Origin of the sequence: Photobacterium proteolyticum (assembly GCF_001939735.1) — a bacterium.
Lineage (GTDB): Bacteria > Pseudomonadota > Gammaproteobacteria > Enterobacterales > Vibrionaceae > Photobacterium > Photobacterium proteolyticum.
Map to the genome: position 1 here is coordinate 1 of NZ_MJIL01000038.1, position 18,068 is coordinate 18,068.

Here is an 18,068-nt window from a genome sequence, read left to right on the forward strand (position 1 = left end):
TGAGAGCGCTTTGCGACTGTTTTATTTGAAGAGTTCATTGATAAGTCTCCAAAGTGTCAACTTATCTCAGGACGGCACATCAGAAGAACAAAAAAAGGCTCAGATTAATTGAGCCTTTTTTGAACGGTAAGCCGGTTGTCGGAAAAGTCCGGCTATGACTGGTTGATTCGTGCCTTAAATCGCTCACGTGTAGCTTCGTCAGCTTGTGAGTACCAGTAGTTCAACATACTTTCAGCAACATTTTGCCCCTGCTGGGCGGCGTCCGTTGGCATGTTGGCAGTATTAGAAGCCGGAAGAACAGCCGGTACTGTTGTCACAGCAACAGCAGACTTAAGTGCGGCAGGCTTATCGGTTAGGTTGTATTGCGCAATTTCTTTTTCGTAATTACGTCCGAACTGCAGGCCGTGCTTGATCAGTTTATCTTGTTGAATATCAACAGAGTTGCCTTGCTCGTCAGTCAAAGTTATCGAAGGGCTACGGTTGAACCTCTGAGTGTCTTGTTCTGTACGTAGTTTTGGTAGCTTAAGCTGATAGTTAGAGTCCTGACCGGAGAATTTCATGATGACAACATCAGATTTGAACATCTGGTGCTCGCCGTTTTCACGGTAGCTATCTTGATAGCGGAAGGCAATTTGGTTTTCACCGTTTTCGAGTGAAAGCGGATCGTTGCCAGATGTCTCAACACCGTTAACTAAAACGAGTTCGGCGCTGTAGGGAAGTTCTAATGTGACATTGGCGAGAGCGGAGAAACTTAGCCCACATGCAGCTAAGGCCAGAATGGCAGTACGAAATTTCATGTCAGTTCCTTGATGGTTCTATTATCACAGCAGTTTGGCGCTGATGGCCTGAATATAACCTGAATGCTGTAGCGTATAGCACAGAGATTAATGTATAACTGATAGAAATTTAAATAGGAAGTTGAAAAGTATATGGATATCACGCTTCTTGAGATTGGCTTGCTGCTGGTTACAGGTTTTTTGGCCGGGATCATAAACACCCTGGCGGGTGGAGGCTCGAACTTGACATTACCGGCATTGATGGTGATGGGAATACCGGCAGAGGTTGCTAACGCCACGAACCGAATTGGTGTAGCCATACAGGGACTTACTGCGGTTGTCGGTTTCCGTAAGCACAATAAACTCGATACGTCGGATACGGGGCCCATTTTGGTTCCGACTATCATTGGAGGGCTGTTAGGAGCCGCTGCAGCCGCTTACGCACCGTCTGGCTGGATAAAGCCCTTGTTGCTGGGCACTATGCTGGCGATGGCATTTATTATTCTCGTCAAGCCGTCAATTGTTGCACCGGAGCCGGGAACGCTAAGTCGAAAAGTCATGGAAACACCAAGCTCATGGTGGGGGCTGGGCCTTGCTGGTTTTTACGGGGGCTTTGTACAGGCGGGAGTTGGCTTTGTTCTGCTGACTGCCTTGGCAGGTACGTTGCGTTACGACCTGGTCCGTGCCAATGCCCTGAAAATGCTTTGTACCTTGGTATTTACTGTTGTGGCGTTAGGGCTGTTTATCGCTGAAGATCTGGTCATGTGGGGACCGGGATTAATTCTGGCGTTCGGAACTATGTTCGGGGCAAGCTTGGCGGTTAAAATGGCCATCAAAGCCAAGCCAGAAACCTTAAAGTGGTTTTTATTTATTATGACGCTATGCGGCTGTATAGCAGCTACCCTGAGTGATTAAAAAGCCAGACCGTATATAGTTGGTCTGGCTTAATTGCGTGGCTGTTATTTTTGCGTACGGCTATTTAACGTAGCACGCAAAGCCTTTCAGGTAGAAGCCTTCCGGATAGGCACTGTCCAGTGGATGGTCGGCTGCCTGGCTGAAACGCTCAATAAACTGAACCTCGCGTTTGGCATCCAGTGCCGCATCGGCGATGATCTTCTGGAACAAATTATTGTCCATCAGGCCAGAGCACGAGTAAGTTAGCAGGGTACCGCCTGGCTTGAGGATTTGCATAGCCAGCATGTTGATATCTTTGTAGCCTCGGCATGCGCCAACCAGCTGAGATTTCGATTCTGCAAATTTCGGCGGATCCATGATAACTACATCGAATTCTTCACCGCGTTCACGGTAGTCGCGCAGTAATTTGAACACGTCAGCATTAACAAATTCTGCATTCTCAACAGGAAGCTCGTTCATTTCTGCATTTAGGCGCGCGGTATCCAGTGCAGGCTGCGAGACATCAACGTTGATCACTTTGCTCGCACCACCCTTAAGGGCATACAAGCCGAATCCGCCAGTGTAACAGAAGCAGTTCAGTACGCGTTTGCCGTCTACGTATTTGACAGCGCCTTGGCGGCTATCGCGTTGATCGAGGTAAAAGCCGGTCTTATGGCCACCAACAATATCGACGTTGATTTTGACGCCGTTTTCCTCGATGGTAACAAACTTTGGCGGCTCCTCGCCTGAGAGTACACCTGTACGCTGTTTCAGTCCTTCTTTCTTGCGTACTGAGACATCTGAACGTTCATAGACACTGCATTCCGGGTAGCAGATATTCAGCGCTTCAACCAGCGCCTCTTTCTGCGCTTCGGCACCTGCGCTTAATAGCTGGCACACCAAGAAGTCTTGATAGCGGTCGATGGTGATCCCCGGCATACCGTCAGACTCGGCGGCAATAAGGCGATAGCCAGTTAGGCCGTCACGTTGAGCCAATATATCGCGTAGGCCTTGTGCGCTGTTTAGGCGGTTAACGAAGAAGTTAACATCTACAGCTTCGTTTTTATTGAATGTCCATACCCGAACACGGATCTGAGATTGTGGAGAATAAGCGCCACGAGCCAACCATTCGCCTTTATGGTCGAAGACTTCGACGGTTTCCCCAAGAGAAGGTTTACCTTCTATACGTTGAATACCGCGAGAAAAGACCCAAGGATGACGACGGCGAAGTGACTTTTCGCGGCCTTTAACCAGATAAATTGAAGCTGTCATGACATGCCCAGTAAGGAGTTCGGAATGGTCGCGTATTATGTTGTTCGCAAGGAGGAAAAGCAAATTTATCTTGTGGTCGGGATGGAAATGAGTTTTGCCTCTCTTTGCCTGGCTTGTGTTTGTTGTTTTGGGAGCTGAAAGGAACAGGGCGTGCACACTGGCACGCCCTTGGATTGTTACTGGTCAGAGTTAGGCTTTAAGGCCGCTCATTAATGATTCGAGGACTTCCGCCTGTTGGTTCAAATGTTCAATCTGATTGGCAGACTGAGTGATCACGTCGCAGATCTGATTTGACTGAGAGCGAACCTGCTCGACGCTGGTAGCGATATTGTCGGCGACAGCGCCTTGTTGCTCTGCGGCCGCTGCGATTTCAGTACTGCGGTCAGAAATCAGCTGGTTACGTTCGGTTATCTGGTTGATCTCGCTATCAACCGAATCCATTAGCTGTTCGCTGCTGCTTGCGTTGGTCACTGTACTTTTCATCACTTCCATCAGTTGCTGGCTGTTTTGCTGCAGGGATTCAATCATTTGCTGAATTTCAACTGTTGCTCCCTGAGTTCGCCCTGCGAGTGTTCTGACTTCGTCGGCAACAACGGCAAAGCCACGCCCCTGTTCGCCGGCACGAGCAGCTTCGATAGCTGCGTTCAGGGCGAGTAGGTTGGTTTGCTCAGAAATACCATTGATCGTGGTGACGACGTCATCAATTTTGGCCGCATTGCTATCAAGCTCAATAACTGCATCGGATGCCTGGCTGATCTCGGAGCTAAGTACTGAGATAGCCGTACGGGTTTGGTTGACCTGAGCTCGGCCCTGTTCCGAAACCTGCTGCGCCTCGCGGGTTTGTTCTGAAGTTTCATGGGCATGGGTAGCCACTTCGCGGATCGATGTTGCCATTTCTTCCGTTGCGCTGGCTAACGAATCCAAATGCTGCTGTTGGTCCGTAGACAGCGATTCACTCTCGTGGCTACGCTGGCGGAGATCACTGCTGATTTGTTGCATTAGTGCAGTTGCTTGCTGGGTCGCCAGAACCAGTTTCTGTTCCCTTTCGCTGACACGGTCAATGGTGATCGCCAGGGTACTGAACTCGTCACGAACCTTGAAGAAGTTCAGGCGGCTGGTTAAGTCGCCGTCAGCAAGTGCCTGCAGGGCTTTATTGGTGGTAAACATCGCCCCACCAATGAAAGTCATGATGTAGTACACCGCAGCAAGAGTGACTACGAGTATAATGGCAGCGATACTGATTTGAGTCGTCGTTAGGTAGCTGAGAAGGCCCGGAAGTTCATTTGCAGTGATTGAGTAGTTCATGCCGGGTACGACGGCAGAAAGCTCACCATTACCAATACGGGCACCAGTTTTCGCAAGCAAGGCAGGTGCTTCGGACTGGCTGATTTTGTACTCAGATAGCAGTGCTGCCGTTGAATTCAGTTGATTAGTCGTGATTTCAATACGTTGTTCATCGGCTGCATCAACTAAAATTGCACTGATGCTTAGGATTGCAATGATGGGAAGTAAGAATAGAAGGTAAAATTTTTCTTGTATTGTTATATGAATTAGATATTTATCGATCCATCGAAAGGCTACTTCTTTCATTAGGGCATCCTATTTTTTACGGGTGTTATACAGCGGCTTATTGATAAAGCTCATAGTAATTATTTATCGGGATAGTGCGGAAATTCTTGAGGTGATCCATGTCGCAAATTTGTGTAAAAGCTATGATCAAGGGAATGGTTCAGGGAGTTGGGTTCAGGTTTCATACTGCACATGAAGGTCTAAAGCATGGGCTTACTGGTTATGCGAAGAATTTACCCGACGGTAGTGTCGAGGTATTGGCCTGCGGCCACGAAGAGAAAGTGGGGCAACTGTTGCAATGGTTGAATACCGGTCCGAGATCGTCAAGAGTAGACAGTGTAGAGACCGAAGAAGTCGAGTGGCGTCATATTGACGGTTTCGAGATTATGTAGAACCTAGAACCTAGAACCTAGAACCTAGAACCTAGAACCTAGAACCTAGAACCTAGAACGAGTTGATTCGTTTCTAGGAACCAGGTTCCAGTCACCGGGCTAGATAGCCTCAGATGCATTTTACCGGCTTGGGTAACCCTGCCAATTTAGTGGCTTGTTTGGCTGGCCCTTTTGGAAAAAGCTTGTAGAGGTAGCGCGAGCTGCCTTTTTCCTCGCCGTACTTTTTCGCCATTGCCTTTACTAGCATACGAATAGCTGGAGAAGTGTTAAATTCTTTGTAGAAATCTCGTACAAAGTGAACAACTTCCCAGTGTGCTTCGCTAAGCTCAATGCCTTCCTCATCGGCAAGAAGAGGGACAAGCTCTACGGACCAGTCGTCAACATTTTTCAGATAGCCGTGAGCGTCGGTTTCGATTTGTTTACCTTCAAATTCAAGCATGATGCGCCTCGATATTTTGAACCGGGCAAGAATAGTGATTAAGGTGAGAGGCTGCAAGTAAAAGTCGTAACTGGTAAGGCAGAGAATAAGAAAAAAGCGCCTCGAAAGGCGCTTTTTGAAAAGAGTTAATTGTAATGATTAATCATCACCACCCATGATACCCAAGATCTGAAGTAGGCTCAGGAATAGGTTATAGATAGAGACATACAGTGTTACTGTTGCCGAAATGTAGTTCGTTTCACCGCCACGGACAATGTTCTGTGTGGTCAGCAGGATAGCTGCAGACGAGAACAGAACAAACATGCCGCTAATAGCCAGTGAAAGCATTGGCATCTGTAGGAAGATGTTAGCAATAACAGCCACTACGATAGCCACGAAGCCAGCCAGGATCATTCCGCCAAGGAAAGACAGATCTCGCTTGGTAGTAAGTGCGTAAGCCGAACATGCCATAAAGGTCAATGCCGTACCACCGAGTGCAGGAATAATGGCATGGCCCATTCCTGCACCGATGTACATGTTCAGAATCGGACCTAGGGTATAACCCATGAAGCCTGTTAGAGCGAACGTAAAGACGATACCCAAACCACTGTCGCGGTTCTTTTCTGTCAGGAACATCAGGCCATAAAAGCCAACCAAGGTAATGATCAGACCCGGATGCGGTAGGTTCATTGCCATCGCGAAGCCTGCAACTACAGCTGACCACACTAGGGTTAGCGATAGTAGAAAGTATGTGTTGCGTAGAACTTTGTTGGTTGAAAGTACGCTTTCGTAAGCTGAGCCACGATTGACAATACGATCGTTCATAAAAAACTCCCTTCAGGGTTAGTTATGGAGATTGCTAATAAGACATATATTGGGGTATTCACTTATAAATGCAAGTCATTAGTACATAATCGAGTGAATACTATCAGCTATATGCTCTCTGTAAGTTGTTGACACAGATAATACTTAACAATTCATTATCTTGGTGCTCTAAGTTGTAAATTTATGTTTCAACTCCTAGTTGGCTCACAAAATTGGGAATAAAACCCGGCCTTGTTGGTGAGAATGACAACAATTGATAGGAGAGGGGACTAACGCGCTGAGGTAATACTGCTGATACTATGATGGTCGTGTGATGAAACAATCAGGAGGATTGCTCCTCCTGATTGCTACGGCAGAAACTACCGAATAGGTGGGGCATATTGAATGCCGCCATCACGCCATAGTGCGTTGACATCACGTCTGACTTTGAGCGGAGAACTCATACCGACAGTACGCTCGAAGCTTTCGCTGTAGTTGCCGACTTGCTTGATCACCTGGAAGCTCCAGTCATCCTTCAAGCCCAGTCCTTTGCCTTTCGGGCCATCGAGTCCAATAAGGCGACGAATGTCAGGATCATTAGAGTTCTTCATATCATCAACACTGATCGATGAAACCCCTAAATCTTCGGCATGCAGCATAGTATAGAGGGTCCATTTCACTATGTTGAACCACTGGTCGTCATCTGCACGAACTGCTGGCCCAAGAGGCTCTTTGGAGATAAGCTCGGGCAGCACGACAACAGAGTCAGGCTCATCCATACCTAACCGGTGGGCATAAAGCGCAGACTGATCGGTTGTCATCACATCGCAACGGCCTTCTTTGAAGGCGCCTACGGTTTCTTCCTCAGTATTAAAGACTACTGGGGTGTATTTCATTTCGCGGAATTTAAAATAGTCAGCCAGATTCAACTCGGTGGTGGTACCAGACTGAACGCATACTGATTTGCCATCCAGTTCCATTGCGGTTGAAACGCCAAGGCTTTTTTTAACCATAAACCCTTGGCCGTCATAATAATTTACACCAGCAAAGTTGATTCCTAGAGCCGTGTCTCGGTGAAGGGTCCAGGTCGTGTTACGGACTAAAAGGTCAACTTCGCCAGACTGGAGTGCCGTAAAACGTTCTTTGGTCGTGAGTGGGATATATTTTACTTTGGTTTTATCACCGATGGTTGCGGCCGCAACGGCTTGGCAAAATTCGACATCTAATCCTTCCCATTCGCCATTTTCTGTTGGGTTAGAAAAACCGGGAAGTCCTGTGCTGACTCCGCACTGGATGTATCCTTGCTTTAATACCTTCTCTAAAGTACTGCTTGGCTGATCTGCGGCAGTCTTGTTATCAGCCAGCTGTTTTTCAAGACTGATGATTTTGTCTTCCAGTGCTTTAGTGTCGGTGTCTGCGGCTGCTGTGGCTGCGGGCTGTTCAGCTTGTTCCAGCTGTTTTTCGAGGGTTTGTATTTTAGTTTCTAGTGATTTGATCAATTCTTTGTCCTGAGCATTGTTACTGTCGCAGCCGGAAAGTAAGAATGCCAGGGTCGTAATGGCCAGAGATAGTTTTAGTGTTTGCTTCATAGTCATGTCCCGTCGATTCAAATGAGGAGAAAACAAACCTCTTGATTTTTTTAAATTACTAATGCATTAAATCTATGTAATTTGTATCAGTATTCAGTATAGGAACAGATGCTAATTCTTCTAGTTTTCAAGATATTTTAGGATCTTGAGGCTGATAAAATATAGTGTCAGACTAAGATGAATAAGACGAAAAGGCCACGCAGTTGCGTGGCCTTGAAAGGATAAAAGCATGCTTCCCGAATAGGGAGATATCAACTCGCGGCAGTAACACAGGTCGTGTAGAGAAGCGCGAGTGGACGGTACTCATCACGTTGTCCACTACGCAGGTTTATCGACTCGATTTCACCGGAGTAGACGCTAATTGTATTGCTCCAGTAACTCGACTTGATTGGCCAGTTATTGCGCAGCAGGAAGTGTTGTCCGTGTGTTTGAAGTTCCTTAAGTTCTTCAGCTGTAGGAAGTCTCAACCCATAGCGCTGGCACCAATTTTTCGCCGAAGCGTAGTTTACTTTTGACCAGTACTGCTCGTGCTCGCGAACAAACATTGGCGGCATCTCTTGGGTAGAGTTGATGTTTCTCGGTAAGTGGTACTTTAAGTTATTAAACGTAAACGAATAAATAACCGAATTTAACACGACTCTATTTTCAACCAACGTTTTTCTGCTATTGCTCTTGACGCTGTTTTTGTTGCTAGCTTTAACTGTTCGCTGTTTAACCGGAGCCGGTGGCTGTTTTACCTGGCCAGGAAATGTGATTTGCGTGTTTGTCTGACGGATAAAGGTATCTTTGAGTTTGTGACGGGCTAGTTGGGCCTTGGCAGCCTTCGCCTGTGCGTGGCTTTGGAACGGTCCAATCAGGCAGCGAGATTTGCCGTTATCCGGGACAAGGTAGCTATTGTTTTTAAATAGCTTATTTATCGTTGCTTTGGTGTTTGAATTGGGTAACGACTGGCCATAATGGCATTGGATCCAAAAACTGCTGTCTTTATTTTTGGGAGCCCGCCCCCATAAGCCCTTTCCGATATCACACTGAGTATTCAGATACTGCCAGCCGGATTTAACCTTATCTACTTTGCAATTTGCTGTACTAAACTCAGTTGCGTAACTATTTAATGAAAAGCAAGAAAGGGCGAGTAGAAGCCAATATGCAGGTTGTTGTTTTTGCAGACAGATCATGGTGCTAATAACTCGAGGCTAAGTATTTCGTATTCTATGAAATCATAGGAAATGTCATATTTAAGTAAAATAACTGATGAAAGTATAGAGAGATAGTGTTTTTTTTTCGAATTTGAGCTGTGGAGCCAATAACTAAATAATTCCAGAGGAAGTTAAACTGAACCTAACTTGTATAAGAGAGTAAATATTAATCGAATTAGTTATTTTCTGAAGATATCCAGTATTTATTTGTATGCAAATGTCGCAATTTATTGGGTAGGAGTCTAGTTAGTAACCGAGATAATTCCTTAATGACAATTGCTCATTTTGTTATTTAGGTTTTATTAATGAGAGTTACGTCACGTTATTATTGCAAATGATAATTGATCTCATTATCATTTGAGTGCAATATACCCGCCTTATCGAGATTGTGTATGTTGCGGTATTTAGTATGAGTTTCAAGAATGTGGCTTTATTGGTTGGCACGATTGTAGTCGGGGTGGCTCAGGCATCGGATGACTATAATTGGCTTCGAGACGATAGCCGCAGCAGCGAGAAAGTTAAGCTATATCTTCAACAAAAGAACCAAGTCGCCGGTGCGTATCTATCGCAACTCAAGCCGCTTCAGCAAGAACTACTTTCAACATGGCAAACACAGTCTCCGACTAAGGCTGAAACGCCATGGCACATTCAAGGCAATGAAGAGTTTAAGCTTGCGCATGTGGAAGGTGAGCGTGTGTTGCTTCGCCGAGATAAAGCTACAAAACAATCTTTAATCCTTCTTAATATTGAGCAAAGAGCAGCTTCATACGATTTTTATCAATTAGGGGCCTGGGCGCTCAGCCATGACGGTCAGTATTTAGCTGTTGCTGAAGATCTGACTGGTTCCGAGTTCTATCAGATTTCGATTATTGAATTGGCAACTGGCAAGGAAACCGTACTGGCTCAATATTCGGAGCCAACCGCTTTCTGGAGTGCAGATGATAAGTCGGTTTTTACCATCGACAAAGCACGTCAGGATTCTCGCCCTTATCAGTTTGTTAAGCGTTCTGCGACTAACCCCAGCAAAGCTGAAGTTATGTATCGTGAAAGCCAGCAAGGTTGGTTTGTCTCGGCGTATTTGTCCAGTGACCGAGGTTATGTACTGGTTCAGTCAAACAATGAATCAGCCAGCGAGCAGCGAATTTTAGACCTGAGCACCGGGGAAATATCTTCAGCGCTCAAAGCGCGTAAGCCGAACACTGAATATTACGCGGATATTGCCCGTGGAAAAGTGTTTATCAACAGTAATATCGATGGTCAGTTCGCTTTATATCTAACTACTATGTGGTCTGCCAGTGAATGGCAAAAACGCTATGAACCTTCAGATAATGCTGAGCTGCAGAATTTCTACCTGTTCGAATCCGGAATGGCGATGATTGAGCAATACCGGGGACGAAATGCGTTGGTGATTTTGCCATACGGTGACGGCGAGCCGAAGCGAATTCCATTATCAGAGCAAGGTATTGTAGGTTGGGTTAGCCGGGTTGGCAGCTATGAAAGCAATGTGCTCCGTATCCGAAGTATGTCGCTGATCCAGCCTCCTAAATGGGAAGAATACAGCCTGGCGACAGATGAGCGTACTTTGCTTAGTCAAGATTTCTATCCTAACTACCAAATTGGGCGCTATCAAACACAGCAAATTTTGGTTGAGTCTGAAGGCGTGCAAGTGCCGGTGACATTGGCATACAACAAGTCATTGTTGAAAGATGACTCCCCGGTTGTGTTGTATGGCTACGGGGCCTACGGCTTTACCATGAAGCCCTACTTTATGCCACAGATTAACAGCTTGATGGACCGTGGGTTTATCTACGCTATCGCGCATGTTCGCGGTGGTGGTTTCTACGGTGAAAGCTGGCATAACGCCGGACGTGGTGAACGCAAGCAACAAGGAATTAATGACTTTCTAGCGGCCACAAGGGAAATGCGGCAATTCAAAGGCGGACGTCGTGCTGTTGTGGCAATGGGCTCAAGTGCTGGTGGTACGTTAGTAGCTGCGGCAATCAATCAGCAGCCAGATTGGTACGAGGCTGCCAGCTTGAACGTCCCTTTTGTTGATGTGGTTGCCAGCATGTCTGACGACTCGCTACCTCTGACTGCACAACAGTACCAGGAATGGGGAAACCCTCATGACGCATCAACGCTTAAATCAATGCAAGCCTATGATCCTGTCCTGAATATCTCTAAGCAGCCTTATCCGGCAATGATGGTCAGGGTGGGGTGGAATGACCGGCGCGTTCCTTATTGGGAAGGTGCGAAATATCTCTCGAAGATCGAGCAACAGAGCACGTCCCAGGTGCCTTATTTGCTGATGACAGATTTCCAGAGTGGCCATGCAACAGACAGACGGAAGTCTTTGGAAAACCAGGCGATGGATTACGCATTTCTCATATCCCAAATAAAAAAATCTGATTAATCGGAGTCGTTAATGAAATTTTCCCGAGTAAATGTCGCGGTGCTGACAGCACTGGCGGCAGGCTTGGTGCACGCTGAAGATAGCGTCAGCATGTTCGAAGAAGTCGTAGTCACTGCCAATAAGTATGAAGAGAGCTTATCTGAAACAGCAGGTTCGGTAGTGGTAGTCACAGGTGAACAGCTTGAACGTGAAGGTGCAACAGAGCTGTATGATGCACTTAATCGAGAGCCTGGGGTCAGTGTTACCGGCGGCGCAGGCCGGTCACAAAATATCACTATTCGAGGGATTACCGGCAATCGAATTTCTATCGTGAAAGACGGTATAGCCATGTCTGACGGTTATGGAGCTCTTGATATTAATGACAAAGTAGGGCGCAACTCGTTTGATCTGTCGACGCTGAAGCAAATTCAGGTGGTCAAAGGGGCAAGCTCGACGGTTTATGGCTCTGGCGCTATCGGTGGTGTTGTGATTTTAGAATCTAAAACACCAGGTGATTTTCTCAAGGGTGAAGATTTTTATGCTGATGTGAGTACGACCTACACAGGTATCAGCAATAAGTACAAAGTTGCTTCTAACTTAGCTTTTCGTGGTGGCGATACCCGCAGTTTACTCTCACTAAGTTACTGGACAGGGGAAGAAACACGTAACCATAAGCAAGATCTCTATAACCGGGATGTGAAGGGGATCAATGGCGCTTATACATTGCACCACGACCTGAATGATCAATGGTTGCTGAAAGCCAAGGCCGAAGTTTATCGAGATGAAATGCTGCGTGAGGAAGGCACTGCATCCATTCAGAAAGATGGTGCCTGGGAAATTAAAGATTTTAACGAAGATACAACGCAAAGCACTTATACGGTGATGGCTGGCGCTGAATATTATGCTGAAAGCGGTGCGTTCGACAATATGGACACTAAAGCGTATTGGCGTTATACCGATCACGAAGAATACATCAACAGGCTGATGAATAGAGAGAACAACGGAGTTACGGAGTTGCGTCGCGAGATTTCAGATCGCAGCTTTACCGATGAATTGGTTGGTCTCTCAGCAGATTTCGATAAGGAACTATTCAGTAATGGATTGATGCATACCTTGGTATACGGGGCAGTGCTCGAAACGAGCTATCACGACCGCCCAGTATCTAAGACTGTGAATGATTGGAACGGCAAGGTTACTTCGGAATCTAACCCTTTCGCGCCCGCTCGCAGCTACTCCCTCGGCGCATTTATTCAAGATTCGATCGTCATTAATAAATGGACGGCGATGCTTGGCTTGCGTTTCGATTTGCATGAATTGAAACCAGAAAAACAAGATGCTATCGGTGTCGATTTCGACTTGAAAGACAACTCAAGTAATGAATTGTCACCAAGCGCTTCGCTGGCCTATCAGTTTACTCCGGACCTGAATGCATACGTGACTTACAAACACGGTTACCGTGCGCCTGAGTATGACAAAACGTACGGTTATGTGAATCATGATTTTGTTCCCCTCACTCCTTTTGAAATTTTGCCTAATTTTGATCTGGAAGCGGAAACCAGCGACAGTTTTGAGGTGGGTTCGAAGTATGACGACGGTACTTGGCAAATCTATGCAGCGGTGTTTTACAACAAGTTTCAAAACTTTATTGGTATCTCGGAGCTTGGGTTCAATTCAGAGTCAGGATTGTGGGAGAAACGTTATGAGAACCTTTCTGGTGTAGAAACCTATGGTGCAGAAGTCTTGCTGGCTTACGCCTTTGATCAACATTGGTCTGCGAGCACTAAGGCCGGTTGGGTCAATGGCAAGGATGACAACGACGAGTACATACGTTCCATTACGCCGCTGGAAGGCAATGTTGAACTGAATTATGACCAGGAGGCAATGAATGCTTATGCTCGCCTTAACTGGGCTGATGCGATGGATCGTACGCCAGGCTGCAGCACCGATATCGGTCTGAAGACTGACTGCGCGCAAACGTCTGGTTGGGCAAGTGTCGATGTCGGTGTCGGTTACTCATTTACACGTGATTTAGAGCTTAACGTGAATGTGATCAATCTGTTTGATCGCGAATATACACGCTATCAGGACGTTGCCGGTGTGTCGCAAGACCAAACGCGCTTTTCTAGCGAGCCTGGCCGCTATTTCACAGTCAATGCTCGTTACGCCTTTTAAGGACTGGATATGAAATGTCAACTTACTCTGCTCGCATTGGTAATGGCCAGTGCATCAGCTCAAGGCGGGGAGTGGGATTATCCGTCAGGAAATGAAGTGGTGGCCGATCAGGCCGCCGCTAAATCTTATGTCGAAACCCATTATCCGGAAATTGGCAGTGTAGCCATTCGTTATCAGAGCCAAAGTAAACTGGGGTATCAGTACAATTTCAATATTTCCTTAGATGGTGAATACAAATCGCAGCGAACAATTGTGGTGCACACCGACGGCTCCGGTATTGTTCAGCGGGTATTTAAGAGCCTGGAAGATACTATTGTACGAAATGGTTCTGCCACTACAGCGGCAGAGCTTGAGTTTCCACGCAGGCTTAAAGCGACAGCACCGCCTGAGCTTTCAACGGGTACCCTAGTTAATGCCCTGGTCAATGTTGTTGATCCAGATTTGAGGACGATGGATAAACAGCCGGCCCCAGAGCTGCCCTGGACGGATATCACTGATTATCCCGCTCCAGCACATTTTGTATTGCATGATGTCGAGCTGCTGAACTCGGGCGGCAAATATTATCTGTCAAATTCCCGGGTAAAGCAGGTAGACGCTGAATACCTTGAAGCGCTAAACACGGATTCAGGTGACTGGGAGAAAAGTGATAGTGCATCGTTTCTTCCATTGGAAGGGATTGCTGAATTTGATCAGCTAAATGATCTTAAGAATTTGTCCTTTGCAAGCCATGATTTCACTCAGGTAATGGCGTTCTATCAAATTGATCAGTCATTGCGCTATCTTGAGTCTTTGGGGTATTCGTTGTTTACAGAGCCGGTCCAATATGATGCTCGTGGGCTGTCGAATGATAACTCGAGCTATTTCTTTGGCCCTAAGGCTGTAATGTTTGGTATTGGTGGCTCGCCTGACACACTTGATGCAGATGTTGTCGTGCATGAGCTGGGGCATGGTATTCACTATCAAATTGTCCCTGACTGGGGCTATGGCCACACCGGGGCGATGGCTGAAGGTTTTGCTGATTACTGGGCGGGGTCAAACAGCTACCGCAAGCTATACGATCAGGGCAGTGACTTTGAAATTGATACTGTTTTTAACTGGGAAGGGTATTTCGGTACCAAAATTGCCACCCGCAGTCTTTGGAACCAACGAGCTCGTTACTTTGAAAGCAGTGAATACCTTGCTCATTACAGCGTTGGCGGTGAACTGGGCGATGAATTGTGGTCAACGCCTTTGTTCCAAACCTTGAAGCAGGGGGTAGAGCGTTATGGTAAAGAGGCATTTACGGAAGTTGATACCATAGTACTCGAGTCTATGTTCGGGCTTGGACGCAGTATGAAGATGCATGATCTGGTAGAGAGCATGCTTTACGTCGCGAATAAGTTGTATCCGGGACGGGATTATGCCGAGTTGTTGAAGGCTAATTTTGAAGTGCACGGATTGCTGAAAGCACCATTCAGGCTCGAAGTAGATTCGTTTTATGCTGATCATACTCGCCCCTTGAACATCAGGTTGATTGCTAACGGTCGTCAGGCTTCTGTTGATGGTTCAATAAAGACGTCTATTGGTAGCAGTGACACGATTAAATCAGGCAAGTTTTCTGAATTAGATAAGAGTATTGCTCTGCCTAGTTCTGCTGTTTGTGGCGAGTCATTTAATCTTGCTACGGATTTGACGTATCAGTACGAAAGCCAACTTCAACCTCTGAACTGGAAGCATGATACCTCGCTTGTATATGGAATGCCGGTATTAGATCAGAATGCAAAGGTTGTTAATTCGGTCCTGCCAGATGCTGCGTTTAATGAACATAATTCTCTAAACTACGGCTTTAAGAGCTTTAACTTTATCATCAACGGCGATTCAAATACCGCTGATGAAAACTTGGCTGTGTATCTGAAGCTCTCTCATGGCAATTTCGCTGATCTGCGTGTCACTTTGGTTTCTCCTAAAGGTACACGTCAAGAACTGCTTACTAATCAAATTTATTCTCAACAGTCACTAACTCGTTATTGGGTTGCGAAGAATGACAAAGAGCTTTCTGCATTTGTCGGCGAACCAATGGCAGGGACATGGCGATTGGAAGTAACTGACTATTCAGCAAATCACTCAGGAAAATTGGTTGAGTGGGCTGTTGGCCGCGTTTCAACATACGCCTGTGCCGACACTACAGATAATAGAAATAATAATAATGACTCTGTTTCCGGCAGTAGTGGTGGTGCATCGACACCGCTTAGTCTGCTGTTCGGTCTCATCATTTTGTTCTGGCGTCGTGAGCGACACTTTAACTCTAAATCAGAAGAAGTAAATCAATGAAACATCAACTAACAATGCTTGCTGCAGCCTTGCTGGTCGCAGGCTGTAACAATTCTGGCGGTGGTTCAGACAGTAGCACACCAACCTATACTGTTTCAGGCAAGGTTACCGCTCAGGCAGCCAAAGGTAATGAAACTGTCTGTGCTGACTTAAATGGTGATTTTATCTGCGGTTCAGGTGAGCCAAGCACTGCCGCTAGCAATGGCCAGTTTACGATAACCAGTACCGATAAAAATATTTTAAGCGCACCTCTTGTGGTGAATCTGGACACTGGGGTAACCAGTAAATCTAGTTATGGCTCAGCCAATGCTAAAAGTACATCAACCAATGCATTCCTAGTTGCTCCAGGGCAGCAAAAAACAACGGGTAACGAAATTAATGCCATTACTACGCTTGTAGCAAGCCAGGTAGCTGGTGGCCTTAGCTTAGATAATGCAATTAAAGCCGTTAAGGCACAGTTGCTTGTCCTTGGATTGCCAGCGACTGATAACCTTCTTAGCGAAGGCAGTAATAATGAGTACATGACACTTGAAAGCAACATTCTTTCTATTATCTCTGCCGTAGACAAAACTACGCCGGGTTACTCATTGACCATTTTTAGTCAGAATCTGGAAGACTATAAAGATATCCTGCTGAGCGATGCGCCTTCGGAAGAAGCTCTACAAAATGTTGTCAATGACTTGGACAATTCAGCTGAAGCTGTTGTACCTAATGATACCGGAGTTACCATCTATTTCACTGATGGTGGTGATAATGCGGTTGCACCATCCGATTATCCTGGCCAGGACGCAGATTATGGTTTTGATGCGACAGATAACGGTTTCAAATTTGTCAAACTCGATGCCAATGGGCAGGCCTTGGCTGAGGATGCTACTGAGTGGTCATGTGTCAAAGATGAGCGCACCGGACTTATCTGGGAATCCAAAAAGAACGATGCAAGCTCGCCACAGCATTTTGACCGTCTGTTTGCCTATCAGCTGACAGGGAAATTCGAACCTTATATCGAAGATATTAATCTGGCAGGTTGTCAGGATGCCGGAGATAACATTTGTACAACTGAACAATATGTAGATTACCTGAACAATAACGAGGTTTGCGGCATTACAGATTGGCGTTTACCTACGTTATACGAGTTCTATGATTTGATCGACTTTGGCGAGACTGAAACAGATGCCGATGATCTGGTTTACGGATTAACCTACGCATACTTCCCTCTTCAGAGTAAAGCGAGTTATCTGGAAACAGGTACGGTTTGGACATCGACACCGAGTTTTACCGAATATTCTGATCAAGCACTTAAAGGTCAGGAGATTCGAGCCTTTGTTGAAACTCGTGGTACTTATCGAGGCAAATTTTCTTTTGTAGAAATTAACAGTGACAAAGTCGATAGTGATAACTCTGACTCATATCAAATGCCGATTCGCCTAGTGGCCAAAGGGAGCAAAAAATAATGAAAAAACAAATACTAGGGCTAATGCTGGCGCTGCTTCCCGTAACTGGCATGGCGGCGCAGGAGGCAAAGGTGGTGCAGGAATGTTCGATTTCTACGGGCAAGTCTGTTCCAAACGTACGCTACCAATTTAATGACAATGGAACAGTAAAGGATCGTATATCGAGCTTAACCTGGATGCGTTGTCCATTGGGTAAAACTTGGAATAAAGCCACCCAGGCATGTGACGGTGATGTCAGTACAGTTTTTTGGCAAGCAGCTCTTAATGATGTTCAGGCAATCAACAGCAGTGAAAGCCACGAACTATATCATTTTGGTGGTAAATCTAAGTGGCGTTTGCCTAACATAAAAGAGCTGGCTTCATTAACCGAGCATGGTTGCCGAGCTCCTTCATTAAATGGAAAGGCGTTTAATGGGGCTTTCCCATACCAGACTAGTGACGGTAGCCTGAAAGCGTATATTTGGAGTAATACACCGAATCATGATGGCTCAAAAGTACTTACATATGACACGGTTAATGGAGAAATTTACGAACGCGGCGTATCTGAAATAGCTATTAGCGTTCTGCTTGTTAGTGATGAATAGGTTTATTCTTGTGAGATGATAAGAGTTCAGAAAGTTACTATAGTTAATGTGATACCACATTATTAGCGTTATGAAACCCCTAACAAGTTTGTTAGGGGTTTTTCTAAAATGGAAATATCAATGGTATAGTTGTTAATGTTAATAAAGTCTCTTCTGTATTTCAATGCGATTTATTCAAGAAAAGTCGTGATTTAACTAAAGCAGTAAGAAGAGAAAATCTTATTCTATTATTATGAGAGGGTAAGATAC

At 45.9% G+C, this 18,068-nt stretch carries 14 protein-coding genes; 7 read left to right on the forward strand and 7 right to left on the reverse strand.

The window, feature by feature from the left end; genetic code table 11:
- Positions 1 to 152: 152 nt before the first annotated feature.
- A complete protein-coding gene (locus tag BIT28_RS00900; protein ID WP_075761759.1) occupies positions 153 to 797 on the reverse strand; it encodes a YccT family protein in 645 nt (214 codons plus the stop codon).
- 132 nt (positions 798 to 929) lie between these two features.
- On the opposite strand from BIT28_RS00900, the gene BIT28_RS00905 reads away from it, so the two are divergent.
- A complete protein-coding gene (locus BIT28_RS00905; protein ID WP_075761760.1) occupies positions 930 to 1,691 on the forward strand; it encodes a sulfite exporter TauE/SafE family protein in 762 nt (253 codons plus the stop codon).
- Positions 1,692 to 1,751: 60 nt separating this feature from the next.
- On the opposite strand, the gene BIT28_RS00910 is transcribed toward BIT28_RS00905, so the two are convergent.
- Together BIT28_RS00910 and BIT28_RS00915 are read right to left on the reverse strand one after the other, a co-directional pair.
- On the reverse strand, positions 1,752 to 2,942 hold the full coding sequence (locus tag BIT28_RS00910) for a class I SAM-dependent methyltransferase (protein WP_075761761.1): 1,191 nt from the start codon (positions 2,940 to 2,942) through the stop codon (positions 1,752 to 1,754).
- A 189-nt stretch (positions 2,943 to 3,131) separates the two neighbouring features.
- On the reverse strand, positions 3,132 to 4,532 hold the full coding sequence (locus BIT28_RS00915) for a methyl-accepting chemotaxis protein (protein ID WP_075761762.1): 1,401 nt from the start codon (positions 4,530 to 4,532) through the stop codon (positions 3,132 to 3,134).
- Positions 4,533 to 4,630: 98 nt separating this feature from the next.
- Between BIT28_RS00915 and yccX the strand changes: the two genes are divergently transcribed.
- On the forward strand, positions 4,631 to 4,903 hold the full coding sequence (gene yccX, locus BIT28_RS00920; protein ID WP_075761763.1) for an acylphosphatase: 273 nt from the start codon (positions 4,631 to 4,633) through the stop codon (positions 4,901 to 4,903).
- Positions 4,904 to 5,012: 109 nt separating this feature from the next.
- Here the strand turns inward: yccX and tusE are convergent, their stop codons facing one another.
- From tusE to BIT28_RS00940, 4 genes are all read right to left on the reverse strand, one after another.
- Entirely contained in the window at positions 5,013 to 5,342 is a 330-nt protein-coding gene (gene tusE, locus BIT28_RS00925; RefSeq protein WP_075761764.1) for a sulfurtransferase TusE, read from the reverse strand.
- 138 nt (positions 5,343 to 5,480) lie between these two features.
- Positions 5,481 to 6,146 (reverse strand): Bax inhibitor-1/YccA family protein, encoded by a 666-nt coding sequence (locus BIT28_RS00930; RefSeq protein ID WP_075761765.1) that lies wholly within the window; start codon positions 6,144 to 6,146, stop codon positions 5,481 to 5,483.
- 359 nt (positions 6,147 to 6,505) lie between these two features.
- Positions 6,506 to 7,714 carry an amino acid ABC transporter substrate-binding protein gene (locus tag BIT28_RS00935; protein ID WP_425439621.1) on the reverse strand — a complete coding sequence of 403 codons (1,209 nt, stop codon included), beginning with the start codon at positions 7,712 to 7,714 and terminating at the stop codon, positions 6,506 to 6,508.
- A gap of 251 nt (positions 7,715 to 7,965) precedes the next feature.
- Positions 7,966 to 8,889 carry an SPOR domain-containing protein gene (locus tag BIT28_RS00940; protein ID WP_089153645.1) on the reverse strand — a complete coding sequence of 308 codons (924 nt, stop codon included), beginning with the start codon at positions 8,887 to 8,889 and terminating at the stop codon, positions 7,966 to 7,968.
- A gap of 430 nt (positions 8,890 to 9,319) precedes the next feature.
- Between BIT28_RS00940 and BIT28_RS00945 the strand changes: the two genes are divergently transcribed.
- From BIT28_RS00945 to BIT28_RS00965, 5 genes are read left to right on the forward strand one after another with little or no spacing between them, the layout of a single operon-like run.
- Entirely contained in the window at positions 9,320 to 11,323 is a 2,004-nt protein-coding gene (locus BIT28_RS00945; RefSeq protein WP_075761766.1) for a prolyl oligopeptidase family serine peptidase, read from the forward strand.
- 12 nt (positions 11,324 to 11,335) lie between these two features.
- Complete coding sequence (locus BIT28_RS00950) at positions 11,336 to 13,474, forward strand: TonB-dependent hemoglobin/transferrin/lactoferrin family receptor (RefSeq protein WP_075761767.1); 2,139 nt, start codon at positions 11,336 to 11,338, stop codon at positions 13,472 to 13,474.
- A gap of 9 nt (positions 13,475 to 13,483) precedes the next feature.
- Positions 13,484 to 15,784: a proprotein convertase P-domain-containing protein gene (locus tag BIT28_RS00955; protein ID WP_075761768.1), complete on the forward strand. Its 2,301-nt coding sequence runs from the start codon at positions 13,484 to 13,486 to the stop codon at positions 15,782 to 15,784.
- Complete coding sequence (locus tag BIT28_RS00960) at positions 15,781 to 17,235, forward strand: Lcl domain-containing protein (protein ID WP_075761769.1); 1,455 nt, start codon at positions 15,781 to 15,783, stop codon at positions 17,233 to 17,235. Before BIT28_RS00955 ends, BIT28_RS00960 begins: the two co-directional genes overlap by 4 nt.
- Positions 17,235 to 17,819, forward strand: coding sequence for an Lcl C-terminal domain-containing protein (locus tag BIT28_RS00965; protein ID WP_083651685.1), 585 nt, complete (start codon positions 17,235 to 17,237; stop codon positions 17,817 to 17,819). The genes BIT28_RS00960 and BIT28_RS00965 overlap by 1 nt, the downstream gene beginning before the upstream one ends.
- The last annotated feature ends 249 nt before the right edge of the window (positions 17,820 to 18,068 follow it).

Excerpts from the sequence above, each read along its gene's own strand:
- BIT28_RS00900 (WP_075761759.1), bottom strand. The coding sequence starts at position 797 with ATGAAATTTCGTACTGCCATTCTGGCCTTAGCTGCATGTGGGCTAAGT.
- BIT28_RS00905 (WP_075761760.1), top strand. The coding sequence starts at position 930 with ATGGATATCACGCTTCTTGAGATTGGCTTGCTGCTGGTTACAGGTTTT.
- BIT28_RS00910 (WP_075761761.1), bottom strand. The coding sequence starts at position 2,942 with ATGACAGCTTCAATTTATCTGGTTAAAGGCCGCGAAAAGTCACTTCGC.
- BIT28_RS00915 (WP_075761762.1), bottom strand. The coding sequence starts at position 4,532 with ATGAAAGAAGTAGCCTTTCGATGGATCGATAAATATCTAATTCATATA.
- yccX (WP_075761763.1), top strand. The coding sequence starts at position 4,631 with ATGTCGCAAATTTGTGTAAAAGCTATGATCAAGGGAATGGTTCAGGGA.
- tusE (WP_075761764.1), bottom strand. The coding sequence starts at position 5,342 with ATGCTTGAATTTGAAGGTAAACAAATCGAAACCGACGCTCACGGCTAT.
- BIT28_RS00930 (WP_075761765.1), bottom strand. The coding sequence starts at position 6,146 with ATGAACGATCGTATTGTCAATCGTGGCTCAGCTTACGAAAGCGTACTT.
- BIT28_RS00935 (WP_425439621.1), bottom strand. The coding sequence starts at position 7,714 with ATGAAGCAAACACTAAAACTATCTCTGGCCATTACGACCCTGGCATTC.
- BIT28_RS00940 (WP_089153645.1), bottom strand. The coding sequence starts at position 8,889 with ATGATCTGTCTGCAAAAACAACAACCTGCATATTGGCTTCTACTCGCC.
- BIT28_RS00945 (WP_075761766.1), top strand. The coding sequence starts at position 9,320 with ATGAGTTTCAAGAATGTGGCTTTATTGGTTGGCACGATTGTAGTCGGG.
- BIT28_RS00950 (WP_075761767.1), top strand. The coding sequence starts at position 11,336 with ATGAAATTTTCCCGAGTAAATGTCGCGGTGCTGACAGCACTGGCGGCA.
- BIT28_RS00955 (WP_075761768.1), top strand. The coding sequence starts at position 13,484 with ATGAAATGTCAACTTACTCTGCTCGCATTGGTAATGGCCAGTGCATCA.
- BIT28_RS00960 (WP_075761769.1), top strand. The coding sequence starts at position 15,781 with ATGAAACATCAACTAACAATGCTTGCTGCAGCCTTGCTGGTCGCAGGC.
- BIT28_RS00965 (WP_083651685.1), top strand. The coding sequence starts at position 17,235 with ATGAAAAAACAAATACTAGGGCTAATGCTGGCGCTGCTTCCCGTAACT.